Source organism: Kosakonia sp. Marseille-Q7440, assembly GCF_965119485.1.
The window spans coordinates 223,444-240,856 of record NZ_CBCPLT010000001.1; the positions used below are offsets into that span (position 1 = coordinate 223,444).

General features: G+C 55.3%; 17 protein-coding genes. 14 read left to right on the forward strand and 3 right to left on the reverse strand.

Going from position 1 to position 17,413, the window contains the following annotated elements; all coding sequences use genetic code 11:
- The 13 genes from nnr (at position 1) to rnr (ending at position 14,971) form a co-directional block, all read left to right on the forward strand.
- Entirely contained in the window at positions 1–1,512 is a 1,512-nt protein-coding gene (gene nnr / locus ACWPW2_RS00990) for a bifunctional ADP-dependent NAD(P)H-hydrate dehydratase/NAD(P)H-hydrate epimerase (RefSeq protein ID WP_454121316.1), read from the forward strand.
- Positions 1,505–1,966 carry a tRNA (adenosine(37)-N6)-threonylcarbamoyltransferase complex ATPase subunit type 1 TsaE gene (tsaE, locus tag ACWPW2_RS00995; RefSeq protein WP_023478430.1) on the forward strand — a complete coding sequence of 154 codons (462 nt, stop codon included), beginning with the start codon at positions 1,505–1,507 and terminating at the stop codon, positions 1,964–1,966. The genes nnr and tsaE overlap by 8 nt, the downstream gene beginning before the upstream one ends.
- Positions 1,967–1,982: 16 nt before the next feature.
- Positions 1,983–3,311 carry an N-acetylmuramoyl-L-alanine amidase AmiB gene (gene amiB / locus ACWPW2_RS01000; protein ID WP_124970433.1) on the forward strand — a complete coding sequence of 443 codons (1,329 nt, stop codon included), beginning with the start codon at positions 1,983–1,985 and terminating at the stop codon, positions 3,309–3,311.
- Between the two features lie 11 nt (positions 3,312–3,322).
- Complete coding sequence (gene mutL / locus ACWPW2_RS01005) at positions 3,323–5,200, forward strand: DNA mismatch repair endonuclease MutL (protein ID WP_454121317.1); 1,878 nt, start codon at positions 3,323–3,325, stop codon at positions 5,198–5,200.
- Entirely contained in the window at positions 5,193–6,143 is a 951-nt protein-coding gene (gene miaA, locus ACWPW2_RS01010) for a tRNA (adenosine(37)-N6)-dimethylallyltransferase MiaA (RefSeq protein ID WP_076769004.1), read from the forward strand. Before mutL ends, miaA begins: the two co-directional genes overlap by 8 nt.
- 96 nt (positions 6,144–6,239) lie before the next feature.
- Positions 6,240–6,545, forward strand: coding sequence for an RNA chaperone Hfq (hfq, locus tag ACWPW2_RS01015; RefSeq protein ID WP_454121318.1), 306 nt, complete (start codon positions 6,240–6,242; stop codon positions 6,543–6,545).
- A 74-nt stretch (positions 6,546–6,619) separates the two neighbouring features.
- The gene (gene hflX / locus ACWPW2_RS01020) at positions 6,620–7,900 is read left to right on the forward strand and encodes a ribosome rescue GTPase HflX (protein WP_023478522.1); all 1,281 of its coding nucleotides are present in this window, start codon (positions 6,620–6,622) and stop codon (positions 7,898–7,900) included.
- Between the two features lie 82 nt (positions 7,901–7,982).
- The gene (gene hflK / locus ACWPW2_RS01025) at positions 7,983–9,239 is read left to right on the forward strand and encodes an FtsH protease activity modulator HflK (RefSeq protein WP_312121438.1); all 1,257 of its coding nucleotides are present in this window, start codon (positions 7,983–7,985) and stop codon (positions 9,237–9,239) included.
- Positions 9,240–9,241: 2 nt separating this feature from the next.
- Positions 9,242–10,246: a protease modulator HflC gene (gene hflC / locus ACWPW2_RS01030; protein WP_124970424.1), complete on the forward strand. Its 1,005-nt coding sequence runs from the start codon at positions 9,242–9,244 to the stop codon at positions 10,244–10,246.
- Positions 10,247–10,318: 72 nt separating this feature from the next.
- Positions 10,319–10,516 (forward strand): DUF2065 domain-containing protein, encoded by a 198-nt coding sequence (locus tag ACWPW2_RS01035; RefSeq protein ID WP_023478406.1) that lies wholly within the window; start codon positions 10,319–10,321, stop codon positions 10,514–10,516.
- Between the two features lie 104 nt (positions 10,517–10,620).
- Entirely contained in the window at positions 10,621–11,919 is a 1,299-nt protein-coding gene (purA, locus tag ACWPW2_RS01040) for an adenylosuccinate synthase (RefSeq protein ID WP_023478343.1), read from the forward strand.
- Between the two features lie 152 nt (positions 11,920–12,071).
- Entirely contained in the window at positions 12,072–12,497 is a 426-nt protein-coding gene (nsrR, locus tag ACWPW2_RS01045) for a nitric oxide-sensing transcriptional repressor NsrR (protein ID WP_023478375.1), read from the forward strand.
- Between the two features lie 38 nt (positions 12,498–12,535).
- Positions 12,536–14,971 (forward strand): ribonuclease R, encoded by a 2,436-nt coding sequence (gene rnr, locus ACWPW2_RS01050; RefSeq protein WP_454121320.1) that lies wholly within the window; start codon positions 12,536–12,538, stop codon positions 14,969–14,971.
- 75 nt (positions 14,972–15,046) lie between these two features.
- On the opposite strand, the gene ACWPW2_RS01055 is transcribed toward rnr, so the two are convergent.
- Positions 15,047–15,436, reverse strand: a complete 390-nt coding sequence (locus ACWPW2_RS01055) for a hypothetical protein (protein ID WP_454121322.1) — start codon at positions 15,434–15,436, stop codon at positions 15,047–15,049.
- Between the two features lie 231 nt (positions 15,437–15,667).
- Here ACWPW2_RS01055 and ACWPW2_RS01060 point away from each other — a divergent pair, with 231 nt between their 5' ends.
- Positions 15,668–15,913 (forward strand): biofilm development regulator YmgB/AriR family protein, encoded by a 246-nt coding sequence (locus tag ACWPW2_RS01060; protein WP_094192953.1) that lies wholly within the window; start codon positions 15,668–15,670, stop codon positions 15,911–15,913.
- Between the two features lie 53 nt (positions 15,914–15,966).
- Here ACWPW2_RS01060 and ACWPW2_RS01065 read toward each other — a convergent pair whose 3' ends face one another.
- Complete coding sequence (locus ACWPW2_RS01065; RefSeq protein ID WP_128483788.1) at positions 15,967–16,251, reverse strand: hypothetical protein; 285 nt, start codon at positions 16,249–16,251, stop codon at positions 15,967–15,969.
- Positions 16,252–16,824: 573 nt separating this feature from the next.
- Positions 16,825–17,346 carry a DUF6882 domain-containing protein gene (locus ACWPW2_RS01070; protein WP_076769000.1) on the reverse strand — a complete coding sequence of 174 codons (522 nt, stop codon included), beginning with the start codon at positions 17,344–17,346 and terminating at the stop codon, positions 16,825–16,827.
- Positions 17,347–17,413 lie beyond the last annotated feature (67 nt).

Consider the following 17,413-nt stretch of genomic DNA (forward strand, 5'->3'; position numbering starts at 1 on the left):
ATGAAAAAAAACGCCGCAAGTATACCACACTCTGTCTGGCCTGCTGACGACCTGAAACGTCTCGAGCAAGAGGCGGCGGACAGCCTTGGCATTACGCTATATGAATTGATGCTGCGCGCAGGCCAGGCCGCTTTTCAGGTGGCGCGGGATAATTATCCCGATACAAAGCACTGGCTGGTGCTCTGCGGGCATGGCAATAACGGCGGCGATGGCTATGTTGTTGCGCGTCTTGCCGCCGCCGCGGGCATTGAGGTTACCCTCATCGCGCTAGAGAGCGATAAACCGCTCCCTGAAGAGGCGGCGCAGGCACGTGAGGCCTGGCTCAATGCTGGCGGCACAATCCACGCCGAAGAGGTACTCTGGCCTGAAGGGATTGATCTGATTATCGACGGCCTGCTCGGCACCGGATTGAGCAGCGCACCGCGCGACAACGTTGCGGCGCTGATTACGCGCGCCAACCAGCACGCTGCGCCGTGTATTGCCCTTGATATCCCTTCTGGCCTTAATGCACAGACCGGCACCACACCTGGTGCCGTGATCCAGGCCCGCCACACCATCATTTTTATCGCCTTGAAACCGGGCCTGCTGACCGGCAAAGCGCGCGATGTGGTAGGGCAACTGCATCACCATGCGCTGGGCCTTGAGGCCTGGCTTAATGGTCAGCAGCCACCCCTTTCTCGTTTTGACGCCAGCCAACTTTCAGAATGGTTTACGCCGCGCCTGCCAACGTCCCATAAAGGTGATAACGGGCGGCTGGTGATTATTGGCGGTGACCACGGTACGGCGGGCGCTATCCGCATGACGGGCGAAGCGGCTTTGCGTACCGGTGCCGGTTTAGTGCGTATTCTGACGCGCCGCGAGAACATTGCCCCCATCATCACCCAGCGGCCGGAACTTATGGTTGATGAACTTACGCCAGAGTCTCTTGATGAGAGCCTCGAATGGGCCGACGTGGTGGTGATTGGCCCCGGCCTTGGGCAGCAGGAGTGGGGCAAAAAAGCCCTGCAAAAAGTGGAGAACTTCCGTAAACCGATGCTGTGGGATGCGGATGCGCTGAACCTTCTGGCAATCAACCCCGATAAACGTCACAATCGCGTATTAACGCCGCACCCCGGCGAAGCGGCGCGTCTGCTTAACTGCAGCGTGGCGGAAATTGAGAGTGATCGCTTACTTTCGGCGCAGCGTCTGGTAAAACGCTATGCGGGCGTGGTGGTGCTGAAAGGCGCGGGCACGGTGGTGGCGAGCGCGGACGGCGAATGCGGTATTATTGATGCCGGCAATGCCGGAATGGGCAGCGGCGGCATGGGCGATGTGCTCTCTGGTATTATCGGCGCGCTGCTCGGACAGAAATTCAGTTTGTATGATGCTGCCTGTGCAGGCTGCGTCGCGCACGGCGCGGCGGCGGATCTGCGGGCGGCTCAGTATGGCCAGCGCGGCATGCTGGCTACCGATCTTTTTAGCACGCTGCTGCGTGTTGTTAACCCGGATGTAATTGATACAGAAAATGATTAATCGCGTGATCCCTTTACCTGATGAACAAGCCACCCTCGATCTCGGCCAGCGCGTGGCGCAAGCGTGCGCGGGCGCAACGGTGATCTATCTGTATGGCGATCTTGGTGCCGGCAAAACGACCTTTAGCCGTGGCTTTCTGCAGGCACTGGGTCACAACGGGAATGTGAAAAGCCCGACCTACACGCTGGTGGAGCCGTACGACCTCGATAAGCTGAAGGTCTATCACTTCGATCTCTATCGGCTCGCCGATCCGGAAGAGCTGGAGTTTATGGGCATCCGCGACTATTTTGCCAACGACGCGATCTGCCTCGTCGAGTGGCCGCAGCAGGGCACAGGGGTATTGCCGGAGCCGGATATTGAAATCCATTTAGATTATCAGGCGCAGGGGCGTGAGGCGCGCATTGGCGCGGTATCCTCATCGGGCGAGTCGTTACTGGCACGTATGGCTGGTTAACAGGAAAGGTGACGGGATGATCTCTCGCATAACAAGTTGGTTGGCGCTTACGCTGTTGATGCTCTGTTTCCAGGTTAACGCCGCGAGTTTAGCGGATATTCAGGTATCGAATGGCGAGAACCAGGCACGTATCACCTTCAGTTTTATGGGCGATCCTGACTATGCGTTTAGCCAGCAGGGCAAGCGCAGCGTGGCGCTCGATATTAAGCAGACCGGCATTATTCAGGGGCTGCCGCTGCAATTTAGCGGTAATAACCTGGTAAAGAGCATCCGTGCCGGGACGGCGAAAGATAACCAGTCGATCCGCCTGGTGGTCGACCTGACGCAAAACGGCAAAACCCGCGCGGTAAAACAGCAGAGCGGGGCAGGATATACGGTAGTCTTCACCATCGATGCTGATGCGCCACCTCCGCCTCCCCCGCCGCCCGTGGTGGTGAAGCGTGCCGAGGCCCCGGTCATGAGGCCGCAACCGACCGCGCCTGCGCGCAATCCGTTTAAACCGGACAACGATCGCATCACCAGCGTGGTAAGCAGTAATACCACTACCCGGCCCGCCGCACAGACGCGCGCGGCCTCGGGCGATAAAGTGATTATCGCCATTGATGCCGGTCACGGCGGCCAGGATCCCGGCGCAATCGGCGCTGGTGGCACGCAGGAGAAGAGCGTGACGATTGCCATCGCGCGTAAGCTTCGCGCTTTGCTCAATGCCGACCCGATGTTTAAGCCGGTGATGACCCGCGACGGCGACTACTTTATTTCGGTAATGGGCCGCTCCGACGTGGCGCGTAAACAGAACGCCAACTTCCTGGTCTCGATTCATGCGGATGCCGCGCCGAACCGTGATGCGACGGGCGCCTCGGTGTGGGTGCTGTCAAACCGCCGCGCAAACAGCGAAATGGCAAGCTGGCTTGAGCAGCACGAGAAGCAGTCCGAACTGCTGGGCGGTGCGGGTGATGTGCTGGCTAACAGCCAGTCTGACCCTTATCTCAGCCAGGCGGTGCTCGATCTGCAGTTCGGCCACTCCCAGCGTGTCGGCTATGATGTCGCCACCAATATGCTGAGCCAGCTTCAACGCGTGGGCGCGCTGCATAAACGCCGCCCGGAGCATGCGAGCCTTGGCGTGCTGCGCTCGCCGGATATCCCCTCTGTGCTGGTGGAAACCGGGTTTATCAGTAATCGCAGCGAAGAGCGCCTGCTTGCCAGCGACGATTACCAACAGCAAATCGCGGCGGCCATTTATGGCGGCCTGCGTAACTACTTCCTTGCGCATCCTCTGCAATCAGCCCCGCAGGGCGGTGCGCAAATGGCGAATGCGGGCGCGCCCGCAGATGGTCTGCTTAACTAAGGATTCTTTTCATGCCGATACAGGTTCTACCGCCACAGCTTGCGAACCAGATCGCCGCAGGCGAAGTGGTTGAACGCCCTGCGTCGGTAGTGAAAGAGCTGGTGGAAAACAGCCTTGATGCCGGTGCAACGCGCATTGACATCGATATCGAGCGCGGCGGCGCTAAGCTTATCCGCATTCGCGATAACGGCTGCGGGATTAAAAAAGAGGAGCTGGCGCTGGCGTTAGCGCGTCATGCCACCAGCAAGATTGCCTCGCTCGACGATTTAGAAGCGATCATCAGCCTTGGTTTTCGCGGCGAAGCGCTGGCGAGTATCAGTTCGGTTTCGCGCTTAACGCTCACCTCGCGCACCGCTGAGCAGCAGGAAGCGTGGCAGGCCTACGCCGAAGGGCGTGAGATGGCGGTCACGGTAAAACCTGCCGCCCACCCGGTTGGCACCACGCTTGAAGTGCTGGATCTCTTCTACAACACGCCAGCGCGGCGCAAGTTTATGCGCACGGAAAAGACCGAATTCAACCATATCGATGAGGTGATCCGCCGCATCGCGCTGGCGCGCTTCGACGTCACTATTAACCTCAACCATAACGGTAAAATGGTGCGCCAGTACCGCGCGGTGGCGCAAGGCGGGCAGAAGGAGCGTCGTCTGGGCGCTATTTGCGGGATGCCTTTTCTTGAAAAGGCGCTGGCGATTGAGTGGCAACACGGCGATTTAGCTCTGCGTGGCTGGGTCGCCGATCCGAAGAGTAACACCGCTGCGTTTACCGATATTCAATATTGCTATGTGAATGGCCGCATGATGCGCGACCGGTTGATTAACCATGCCATTCGTCAGGCCTGCGAAGATAAGCTCGGGGCCGATCAGCAACCCGCTTTTGTGCTCTATCTGGAGATCGACCCGCATCAGGTGGATGTCAACGTCCATCCGGCGAAGCATGAAGTGCGCTTTCACCAGTCGCGGCTGGTGCATGACTTTATCTACCAGGGCGTGCTGAGCGTGTTGCAGCAACAGCTTGACGCGACGCTGCCGCTCTCGGACGAACCCGCGCCGCGCGCGCTGCCGGAAAACCGCGTGGCCGCCGGGCGCAACCAGTTTGCCGAACCGCGCGCCGCGCGCGAACCCGAGGCAGGATCGTATTCACCCTCTTCCGTCGGCGGATCCTCCTCCGGTGCCTCTTCCCGTACGACTGCGAGCAGCGATCGCGGCTGGCCGAACGCGCAGCCGGGTTATCAGAAACAGCAGGGCGCGCTCTACCAGAAGCTGCTGGAAACGCCGGTGGTTGAGCCGAAAGCGGAGAAACGAGCACCCGCTGCAACGCCTGCGCTCGACGGGCACAGCCAGAGTTTTGGCCGCGTGTTGACGCTGATTGCGCCGCACTACGCGCTGCTTGAGCGCGACGGCAAGCTGGCGCTGCTGGCATTGCCGGTGGCCGAGCGCTGGCTGCGTCATGCGCAGCTCTCGCCTGATAATGCGCCGGGCTGCGGGCAGCCGCTATTGATTCCGGTACGCCTGAAAATCTCTTCCGAGGAGAGCGCGGCGCTTAAGCGCGCGCAGCCCGTGCTGACGCAAATGGGCATTGAATTTGTGCCGGATGGCCATCACGTGACCATTCGCGCGGTGCCTTTACCCTTGCGCCAACAAAATTTACAAAACTTGATTCCTGAACTGTTAGGCTACCTGGCGCAGCAGACAAGCATTGACGCGGTGAATATCTCCCACTGGCTGGCGCGCCGTCTGGCGACTGAACATGCGCAGTGGAGTATCGCTCAGGCGATCACCTTATTAGCCGACGTTGAACGGCTTTGTCCGCATCTGGTAAAGACCCCGCCGGATGGTTTATTACAACCTGTTGATTTACAAAAGGCGATGAACGCCCTGAACGATGAGTGAAGTGAGTAAGGCAAGCCTGCCGAAGGCAATTTTTTTGATGGGCCCAACGGCCTCCGGTAAAACGGCGCTCGCAATCGCGTTACGTAAAGTTTTGCCAGTTGAGTTGATAAGCGTTGATTCAGCCCTTATCTATCAAGGCATGGATATCGGTACAGCTAAACCGAACGCGGAAGAGCTTCGCGCTGCGCCGCACCGGTTGCTTGATATCCGGGATCCGGCGCAGGCCTACTCGGCAGCTGATTTCCGCCGCGATGCGCTGGCAGAAATGAAAGCGATCACAGATGCAGGCCGTATTCCTCTGCTGGTGGGCGGCACGATGCTCTACTTTAAGGCGCTGCTGGAAGGATTATCCCCCTTGCCATCAGCCGATCCGAAGGTACGAGCCGAAATTGAACAGCAGGCTGCAGAGCGTGGATGGGATGCGTTACATGCGCAGTTACAGATAATCGATCCTGTCGCTGCAGCACGAATCCATCCGAATGATCCGCAAAGGCTTTCCCGGGCACTGGAAGTTTTTTTCATTTCGGGTAAAACTTTAACAGATCTGACGCAAACGTCAGGAGACGCTCTGCCTTACCAGGTGCATCAGTTCGCCATCGCCCCGGCGAGCCGTGAACTGCTCCATCAGCGAATCGAGCAGCGTTTTCACCAGATGTTAGCTTCAGGTTTTGAAGCAGAAGTGCGGGCGCTATTTGCTCGCGGAGATTTGCATACGGATATGCCTTCCGTTCGTTGTGTGGGATACCGCCAGATGTGGTCCTATCTTGAAGGCGAGATTTCATACGATGAAATGGTTTATCGAGGTATTTGCGCGACGAGGCAGTTAGCCAAGCGACAGATGACCTGGCTACGCGGATGGAGTGAGGTTCACTGGTTAGAGAGTGAAAAGCCAGAAAAGTCTTACCATGACGTGTTACAGGTAGTTAGTGCTATCGCAGGGTGAATGTGTACAATTACCGCGTATCGTGCGCAAATTTTTACGCAGTTTTCAGAGCTTCCGGGTTCTAAGTACAAAACAAGCATATAAGGAAAAGATAGAATGGCTAAGGGGCAATCTTTACAAGATCCGTTCCTGAACGCACTGCGTCGGGAACGTGTTCCAGTTTCAATTTATTTGGTGAATGGTATCAAACTGCAAGGACAGATTGAGTCTTTCGATCAGTTCGTAATTTTGCTGAAGAATACAGTTAGCCAGATGGTTTATAAGCACGCGATTTCAACTGTTGTTCCGTCCCGCCCGGTTTCACATCACAGCAACAATACGGGTGGCGGCTCCAACAACAACTACCATCATGGTAGCAACGCGCAAGGCTCTGCACAGCAGGACAGCGAAGAAACCGAGTAAGGTTGAAGGCTGATTTCCAGATCGGGGAGCCAGTTTAGCTGTGTTCCCCGCTGGTATTTAATGAGGGTTTACGCTTGTTTGACCGTTATGACGCCGGTGAGCAGGCGGTGCTGGTACACATCTATTTTTCGCAAGACAAAGATATGGAAGATCTCCAGGAGTTTGAAGCTCTGGTCTCTTCCGCCGGTGTCGAAGCAATGCAGGTGATTACCGGTAGCCGTAAAGCACCGCACCCCAAATATTTCGTTGGTGAAGGTAAAGCAGTCGAGATTGCAGAAGCCGTAAAAGCAACGGGTGCGTCCGTCGTACTCTTTGATCATGCGCTGTCCCCTGCCCAGGAACGTAACCTGGAGCGACTGTGCGAATGTCGCGTTATCGATCGCACCGGCCTGATTTTGGATATTTTTGCCCAGCGTGCACGAACGCACGAGGGGAAATTGCAGGTAGAACTGGCGCAGTTGCGCCATCTGGCGACGCGCCTTGTGCGTGGCTGGACCCACCTTGAAAGACAGAAGGGCGGGATTGGTTTGCGTGGTCCGGGTGAAACCCAGCTCGAAACCGACCGTCGTTTGTTACGTAATCGCATTACCCAAATCCTCTCGCGCCTGGAAAAGGTTGAGAAACAGCGTGAACAGGGGCGTCGTTCCCGTACTAAGGCGGATATTCCTACGGTTTCACTGGTGGGTTATACCAACGCCGGTAAATCGACGCTGTTTAACCAGATAACCGAAGCGCAGGTCTACGCAGCAGACCAGCTGTTCGCCACGCTGGATCCGACGCTGCGCCGCATTGACGTTGCAGATGTCGGTGAAACCGTACTGGCCGATACCGTCGGCTTTATTCGCCACCTGCCGCACGATCTGGTTGCCGCGTTTAAAGCAACGCTGCAGGAGACGCGCCAGGCGACGCTGCTGCTGCACGTGATTGACGGCGCTGATGTGCGCGTGCAGGAAAATATCGACGCGGTGAACACGGTGCTCGAAGAGATCGACGCACACGAAATCCCGACGCTGCTGGTAATGAACAAGATCGATATGCTGGAGGATTTTGAACCGCGTATCGACAGAGATGAAGAGAACAAACCGACCCGCGTCTGGCTCTCCGCCCAGACGGGGGCTGGCGTACCACTGTTATTCCAGGCTTTGACAGAACGTCTTGCCGGCGAAGTTGCGCAGCACACGCTGCGACTGCCAGCGGAAGAGGGGCGTTTAAGAAGCCGGTTTTATCAGCTTCAGGCAATAGAAAAAGAGTGGACGGAAGAGGATGGCAGCGTAGGTATGCAGATACGGATGCCCATCGTTGACTGGCGTCGACTCTGTAAACAAGAACCGGCGCTCGAAGAGTACATCGTTTGATCGGCAAAGCCTGAAGATTTTTCCCCTTTGGGGGTGCCCGCCTGTGCGGGCATACACCGCAAAATAAATATGGAGCACATACATGGCGTGGAATCAGCCCGGTAACAACGGACAAGACCGCGACCCGTGGGGAAGCAGCAAACCAGGCGGCAACTCTGAGGGAAATGGAAACAAAGGCGGTCGCGATCAGGGGCCACCTGATCTGGATGATATCTTCCGCAAGCTGAGCAAAAAGCTCGGCGGTCTGGGCGGTGGCAAAGGCACCGGCGGGAGTAATCCAGGCGCTTCTGGCCCTCGCAGTCCACTGGGCGGGCGCGTGTTCGGCATCGCTGCCGTTGCTGCCGTGGTGATCTGGGCTGCAACCGGCTTCTACACCATTAAAGAAGCGGAGCGCGGCGTGGTAACACGCTTTGGTAAGTTCAGTCACCTGGTTGAACCGGGTCTGAACTGGAAGCCGACCTTTATCGACAACGTGACGGCGGTAAACGTCGAATCCGTTCGTGAACTGGCTGCCTCTGGCGTGATGCTCACCTCTGATGAAAACGTCGTGCGCGTTGAGATGAACGTGCAGTACCGTGTGACCGATCCTGAGCGCTATCTGTTTAGCGTTGCCAGCGCCGATGACAGTCTGCGCCAGGCGACCGACAGCGCCCTGCGCGGCGTAATCGGTAAATACACCATGGATCGTATTCTGACCGAAGGGCGTACCGTTATTCGTAGCGATACCCAGCGCGAGCTGGAAGAGACCATTCGTCCTTACAACATGGGTATTACCCTGCTGGACGTCAACTTCCAGGCCGCTCGTCCGCCGGAAGAGGTGAAAGCCGCGTTTGATGATGCGATTGCCGCCCGTGAAAACGAGCAGCAGTTCATTCGTGAAGCGGAAGCCTACACCAACGAAGTGCAGCCGCGTGCGAACGGTCAGGCGCAGCGTATCCTCGAAGAGGCGCGCGCGTACAAAACGCAGACCGTGCTGGAAGCGCAGGGTGAAGTGGCGCGTTTTGCCAAGATCCTGCCTGAGTATAAAGCCGCTCCGGAAATTACCCGTGAGCGTCTCTATATCGAAGCGATGGAGAAAGTGCTGAGCCACACCCGTAAAGTGCTGGTGAATGATAAAGGCGGCAACCTGATGGTGCTTCCGCTGGATCAGATGCTGAAAGGCGGTAACGCGCCGGCGGCGAAGAGCGACAGCAACGGCGCAAATAATCTGCTGCGTCTGCCGCCTGCCTCCAACTCCGGCAGCAGCGCCAACAGCAATTCGACTTCCTCAGCGGGAGATATCATGGATCAACGCCGCGTCAACGCGCAGCGTAACGACTACCAGCGTCAGGGGGAATAACGATGCGTAAGTCAGTAATCGCGATCATCATCATCGTGCTGGTAGTGTTTTTCACCTCGATTTTCGTGGTGCGAGAGGGCGAGCGCGGAATTTCGCTGCGCTTCGGTAAAGTGCTGCGTGACGGCGACAACAAGCCGTTAGTCTTCGAACCGGGCCTGCACTTCAAACTGCCGTTTATTGAATCGGTCAAACTGCTCGATGCGCGTATCCAGACCATGGATAACCAGGCGGATCGCTTTGTGACCAAAGAGAAGAAAGATCTGATCGTCGACTCCTATATCAAGTGGCGCATCAGCGATTTTAGCCGTTACTACCTGGCTACCGGCGGCGGTGACGTCTCCCAGGCAGAAGTGCTGCTGAAACGTAAGTTCTCTGACCGTCTGCGTTCTGAGATTGGTCGCCTGGATGTTAAAGATATCGTCACCGACTCCCGCGGCCGTTTGACCTCGGAAGTGCGCGACGCGCTGAACTCCGGCTCTGCGGGCACCGAAGATGAAGTGGTTACGCCTGCGGCGGACGATGCTATCGCGAAAGCCGCTGAACGCGTTCAGGCTGAAACGAACGGCAAAGTGCCGGTCATCAACCCGAATAGTATGGCGGCGCTGGGCATTGAAGTGGTCGATGTGCGCATTAAGCAGATCAACCTGCCGACGGAAGTGTCGGATGCGATCTACAACCGTATGCGCGCCGAGCGTGAAGCGGTTGCACGTCGCCACCGTTCACAGGGCCAGGAAGAGGCGGAAAAACTGCGTGCTACTGCGGACTATGAAGTGACGAAAACGCTGGCGGAAGCTGAGCGTCAGGGTCGCATCATGCGTGGTGAAGGCGATGCCGAAGCGGCGAAACTGTTTGCTGATGCCTTCAGCCAGGATCCGGACTTCTACGCCTTTATCCGTAGCCTGCGTGCGTACGAAAACAGCTTCGACAGCAACCAGGATGTGATGGTGCTCAGCCCGGATAGCGATTTCTTCCGTTATATGAAGACGCCGGCGTCCACCGCGCGCTAATATCGCGTCAACGGTTTTTGATAATGAAAACCACCGCCTCAGGCGGTGGTTTTTCTTTTGTAAGGATGACCCATGAACGCAACAATCTGGCTCGCGCTGGCGTTAGTTTTGGTGCTTGAAGGGCTTGGCCCGATGCTCTATCCGCGTGCCTGGCGGCGAATGATCGCCTCATTAAGCCAGCTTCCGGATAATATTTTGCGCCGTTTTGGCGGCGGACTTGTGGTCGCAGGCATCGTTGTCTACTACATGTTGAGGAAAACGATTGGCTGAGGCAATAATCGGCTAACTCGCGGGAATTTTGCACGGAAAAAGTGCTGATTCTCTAAAAAAGCGGTGGTAGAATCCATTTTTAAGCAAACGGTGATTTTGAAAAAATGGGTAACAACGTCGTCGTACTGGGCACCCAATGGGGTGACGAAGGTAAAGGGAAGATTGTCGATCTTCTGACTGAACGGGCTAAATATGTTGTGCGCTACCAGGGCGGTCACAACGCAGGCCATACTCTCGTAATCAACGGTGAAAAAACCGTCCTCCATCTTATTCCATCAGGCATTCTTCGCGAAAACGTCACCAGCATCATCGGTAACGGTGTTGTGCTGTCGCCTGCTGCGCTGATGAAAGAGATGAAAGAACTGGAAGACCGTGGTATCCCGGTTCGCGAACGTCTGCTGCTCTCTGAAGCCTGCCCGTTAATCCTTGATTATCACGTTGCGCTGGACGTTGCTCGCGAGAAAGCGCGCGGTGCGAAAGCGATCGGCACTACCGGTCGTGGTATCGGCCCGGCGTATGAAGATAAAGTTGCCCGTCGCGGTCTGCGCGTTGGCGACCTGTTCGATAAAGCGACCTTCGCCGATAAACTGAAAGAAGTGATGGAATATCACAACTTCCAGCTGGTGAACTACTACAAAGTCGAAGCAGTTGATTACCAGAAAGTGCTGGACGATGTGATGGCAATCGCCGACATCCTGACCGCCATGGTTGTTGACGTTTCCGACTTGCTGGATCAGGCGCGTAAGCGCGGCGACTTCGTGATGTTCGAAGGCGCGCAGGGTACGCTGCTGGATATCGACCACGGTACCTATCCGTACGTCACCTCCTCTAACACCACCGCAGGCGGTGTTGCGACCGGTTCCGGCCTTGGCCCGCGCTACGTTGATTACGTGCTGGGCATTATCAAAGCCTACTCCACCCGTGTGGGTGCAGGTCCGTTCCCGACCGAACTGTTTGATGAAACCGGCGAGTTCCTCTGCAAGCAGGGTAACGAATTTGGCGCGACTACCGGTCGTCGTCGTCGTACCGGCTGGCTGGACGCCGTTGCCGTGCGCCGTGCCGTACAGATCAACTCCCTTTCTGGTTTCTGCCTGACCAAGCTGGACGTGCTGGATGGCCTGAAAGAGGTGAAAATCTGCGTCGCTTACCGCATGCCGGATGGCCGCGAAGTGGACACCACGCCGCTGGCAGCCGACAACTGGGAAGGTATCGAGCCGATCTACGAAACCATGCCGGGCTGGTCTGAAACCACCTTTGGTGTGAAAGAGCGCAGCGGTCTGCCGCAGGCAGCGCTCAATTACATCAAACGTATTGAAGAACTTACTGGTGTACCGATCGATATCATCTCTACTGGTCCGGATCGCACTGAGACCATGATTCTGCGCGACCCGTTCGACGCATAATCCTGCTTAAGGGCGCGAAATCCGCGCCCTTTCTCCTCGCTTTTTTTACCTTTCTGTTCAAATAAATTAGCGACCTGACTGGTGGCTGGTTTATCATCAATAAAGTCAATACCTGCGGGTATCTCGCTTTTTTTCCTGTTATTGAGGTTGGTGTGCAGTTAACAAGCTTTACCGATTACGGTTTACGCGCTTTGATTTACATGGCGGCATTGCCGGAAGGGCAGATGACCAACATTTCTGCAGTGACAGAAACGTATGGTGTCTCCCGTAATCATATGGTTAAGATAATCAATCAGCTAAGTCGTGAAGGCTATGTCGCGGCGGTGCGTGGAAAAAATGGCGGTATCCGCCTGGGTAAGCCCGCGCGAGATATTCGTATCAGTGATGTTGTGCGCTCCCTTGAACCGCTGACTCTGGTGAACTGCCACAGCGATTTTTGCCACATCACCAACGCTTGCCGACTGAAAGTCGCCCTCTCAAAAGCCGTGCAGAGTTTCCTGAAGGAACTTGATAACTACACGCTTGCCGATTTGGTTGAAGAGAATCAACCGCTTTACAAATTATTGCTGGTGGAATGACGAAACGCTCCGCCAGAGCTGACAACGGAGGAACCGCTATGTCACAAGATCCTTTCCTCGAACGCGAAACTGAAAAATACTCTAATCCTATTCCCAGCCGCGAATTTATCCTCGACCATCTCTCCAAACGCGAAAAGCCTGCCAGCCGCGATGAACTGGCTGTTGAGCTTAATATCGAAGGCGAAGAACAACATGAAGCCCTGCGCCGCCGTCTGCGCGCCATGGAGCGCGACGGGCAGCTGGTCTTCACCCGCCGCCAGTGCTACGCCTTACCGGAACGTCTCGACCTGCTGAAAGGCATTGTTATTGGTCACCGCGATGGCTACGGTTTTCTGCGTGTCGAAGGCCGCAAAGACGATCTCTATCTCTCCAGCGAGCAGATGAAAACCTGTATCCACGGCGATCAGGTGCTGGCACAGCCGCTGGGCGCGGATCGCAAAGGTCGCCGCGAAGCGCGCATTGTCCGCGTTCTGGTGCCGAAAACCGGGCAGATTGTCGGCCGCTACTTCACCGACGCAGGCGTCGGCTTTGTAGTGCCGGACGACAGCCGTCTGAGCTTCGATATCCTTATCCCGCCTGAAGAGATTATGGGCGCGCGCATGGGCTTTGTGGTAGTGGTCGAACTGACCCAGCGCCCGACTCGCCGCACCAAAGCGGTAGGTAAAATTGTTGAAGTGCTGGGCGACAACATGGGCACCGGCATGGCCGTCGATATGGCGCTGCGCACCCATGAAATTCCCTACCAGTGGCCGCCAGAAGTTGAGAAGCAGATTGCTGACCTGAAAGAGCAGGTGCCGGAAGAGGCCAAAGTGGATCGCGTCGATCTGCGCAATCTGCCACTGGTCACTATTGATGGCGAAGATGCCCGCGACTTTGATGACGCCGTTTACTGTGAGAAGAAACGCGGCGGCGGCTGGCGCTTATGGGTTGCTATCGCCGATGTCAGCTACTACGTGCGCCACGGTACGCCGCTGGACAACGAAGCGCGTAATCGCGGCACCTCCGTCTACTTCCCGTCGCAGGTCGTTCCAATGCTGCCGGAAGTGCTCTCCAACGGCCTCTGCTCGCTCAACCCGCAGGTCGACCGCCTCTGTATGGTGTGTGAGATGACCATCTCCGCCAAAGGGCGTCTGACCGGGTATAAGTTCTACGAAGCGGTGATGAGCTCCCACGCGCGTCTGACCTACACCAAGGTGTGGCATATGCTGCAGGGCGACGGCGAGCTGTGCGAGCAATACGCGCCGCTGGTGAAACACATTGAAGAGCTGCATACCCTCTATAAAACCCTTGAGCAGGCGCGCGCCGAGCGCGGCGGCATCTCCTTTGAGAGCGAAGAGGCGAAGTTCATTTTCAACGCCGAGCGCCGCATTGAGCGCATTGAGCAGACGCAGCGTAACGACGCGCACAAGCTGATTGAAGAGTGCATGATCCTCGCCAATATCTCTGCGGCACGCTTCGTTGAGAAGGCAGAAGAGCCTGCGCTGTTCCGTATTCACGATAAACCGACCAACGACGCTATTACCTCGTTCCGTACCGTGCTCGCCGAGCTGGGTCTGGAGCTGCCGGGCGGTAACAAGCCTGAGCCGCGCGATTATGCCGCGCTGCTGGAGTCGATCGCCGATCGTCCCGATCACGAGATGCTGCAAACCATGCTGCTGCGCTCGATGAAACAGGCGATCTACGATCCGGAAAACCGCGGCCACTTTGGCCTGGCGCTGCAATCCTATGCGCACTTTACCTCGCCGATTCGCCGTTACCCGGATCTCTCGTTGCACCGCGCGATCAAGTACCTGCTGGCGAAAGAGAACGGCGAGAAGGGCAACAGCACCGCGACGGGCGGCTGGCACTACAGCATGGAAGAGATCCTCCAGCTGGGTCAGCACTGCTCAATGGCCGAGCGCCGCGCTGATGAAGCGACCCGTGACGTTGCGGACTGGCTGAAGTGCGACTTTATGCAGGATCAGGTGGGTAACACCTTCTCCGGCGTCATCGCCAGCGTCACCGGCTTTGGCTTCTTCGTGCGTCTTGTTGACCTGTTTATCGATGGTCTGGTGCACGTATCGTCGCTGGATAACGACTACTACCGCTTTGACCAGGTTGGTCAGCGCCTGATTGGCGAATCCGGCGGTCAGACCTATCGCCTCGGCGACCGGGTTGAAGTGAAGGTTGAAGCGGTCAATATGGACGAGCGCAAGATCGACTTCTCGCTTATCTCCAGCGAGCGCGCCCCGCGTAACCCGGGTAAAACCGATCGCGAGCGTAATAAAAAAGGTAGCGCCGGGCGCAGCAATGCCAGCAAAAAACCGCCGCGTCGCCAGGCCAATAAAAAGGTGAATTTCGAGCCGGATAGCGAATTCCGCGGCGATAAAGCCAAGGGCAAGGCGAAAAAAGCGAAAAAGCCCTCTGAGAAAACGCAAAAAATAGCCGCCGCGACCAAAGCCAAACGCGCGTCGCGCAAGAAAAAAGCCGATTGATAATCAAAACCCCTTCTGCAAAGAGGGGGTTTTTCTTTATTGGGGCAGGGGGATAAATCTCAGCGAAATAACGCGTCAGAGAAAAGCCGTTTCCGCGCTGCCAATTTCCGTTAAGTCATATCCTTTGAATTTCATACCCATGCCGTGCTCAGGATCGATTTCCGTTGAAAAGAGTAAACCGAAACTCTTCTCCTCCTGCGGCAACACGTAGATTTTTATTAGCGTCAGATCGCCGGGCGGTGCGGAATAGACCCGCGCCGTATAGTTCTGCGCTTCGATAATCGCTTTATCAAAAATGGCGTGTTGTTGATGAATAAGAAAGGCGATTGTCTCCCTTATATTTTCATCCACCACATCGCACTCAAGGGCTGTGCATTGCACCGCCTGCGTGCCAAAAACGGACAGGGTTAAATCTGTGGTTATACCTTCATCATCTTCATAAAAATCGAACTCATCGAAGCCCATCTCTTCTCTCCTGAGCAGGTTAACACCACTCTGCAAAGCTGCGCCAGAGCGCGCTCTACAAGGGTTCGGTAGAGGGAAGGTTATCAAAACGAGAGGATATATCTTTAAAAAGATTGCGCGCTAACGTTTTCACGTCTAACTTGTCGGTGTTGTACAAGTTTCGTGGGGAAATCTGTACAACATACTGGGCTGACTGCAAAGGACAGCCACGTCACTTTTTCTAGCGAGTTTATGATGAATAACGCGACTTTTAAGACATTTGAGACTACAGACAGCAAGCTTCATGCCTTTGAGGCCGAAAAACAGATTATTGACGAGCTGACCTTTGCACTGAAATCAGTGAAAACCGTGGTAACCAATAAGGATCTGATTCTGGCCCTTATTAGCCGCCTCGAAACGGAATCCGATGTTGTCCAGAACGACATCCTGCGCAACGCGCTGGAGATGATTGTTCATCGCACCCAGGATGATATCTAAATAAATGGATTTAGCACGGCAGCCTCTGCGCAAGTGGAGGCTGCCGTTTTTTATTAATGGATCTTGTCGTCTGCGCCTGGCTTCCACTGTGCAAGGAAGTTCTTACGGCTCACCGGCACACGCGAACGTTCGTTCGTCGTTTTGGCAATCATCGCCTGAATCTCATCAATAGCGCTGTCGCAGGCGGCAATACCTTCGCGGTTTACTGCCTGTTTGCGTTTGTCATTGAGTATTTCCAGCACGGCGCGAAAAGAGATTGCCTCATCGGTGTTCAGCAGCTGTTTAACCGCCTTCTCAATAAGCACGCCTGCCTTTTTTTCGGTATCAATGGTGCTCATGGTCTCCTCCTGTTAGGGGCTGCGAAGCGAGGCTCTCACTCTTTCAGTGCGCTCTGCTTTTTTTGCCACCCCTGCGTTGGTGAGCGTTCTCTGGAAAAGATCTCCAGCTGAGTCAAACCTGCGTCTTTTAATTAATAAAAAATCGCCCTGAACGAATAAAGATGCATATTTAAATCGCCTTATAAGAATTGTCGCTAAAAAAAGTTTTCTTATAAGCGGTGAAACACTTTGTATATTAAATAATAAGTCGCGATTTTGAATTAATCACTGTTTATTTAATTATAAAAGATATTTGTGCTCTCTTCTTTTTTTGAGAACTATCTGCTTTTTATTCTATTTCTGATAATAAAAAACAGAAAAAGTATGGTTTTAAATATTTTATTTTTCAGTGAGATAGGTGATGTCCTTGTCAGGCTGGCGTGTATCAGAAAACAGCTGATTTTGTTATTAGAAAGCATAACAGTTTGCGCTATTTTTATGATAACAGTTGGGCGTGAATTGAGATTTAGCTTAATCATTAAATCTGGAAAATAGGCCGTTCTGGTCGTTATTTTCCAGATTTGCAACATACCGTTACGCTTGTTTATTAATAGTCACATTGTCATAGACCATAAATACCCTGGTGGTGCCAGCGAGGCCGCTATATCCACCCTGACCGCCGCCAAGATGGCAGGCGAGTGCGGTAAAGGTCCAGGCATCTTCTGTCGAGGCGCTAATCTGGCGTGTGGTTAACGCTTCCAGACCATGCTGCTCGCCGAACGTGCGCACGCAGGCGGCATATTCGCCCAGCGGTTCGCGCACGGAAGGGTGATCCCAGCCCCATAGCCAGGAGCCCTCTTCGGTATCATAGGTGCCCACTACTTGAACCGGCGCGGTAATGACCCACCCCTTTTCATGATTGGTAAAGGTAATGGTCCCTGCATCGAGATCGACGCCCCACTCGGCGCTGTCGATCCCCCACATCTCCGTTGCCGCCTGCGTACGCTGCTGCATCTCATTATTGGCGCGGGCAATGGTCAGGTCGGGTTCGCGAAGCACTTCATCCTTCGCTTTATCATTACCGCCGCCAAACCACTTCTTAAAAAAATTGGCCATCCAGAGTCTCCATTAACGCGTTGTCGTTTCGGCAAAATTTAGCACGCCAGGGCTTGATAACCAGATG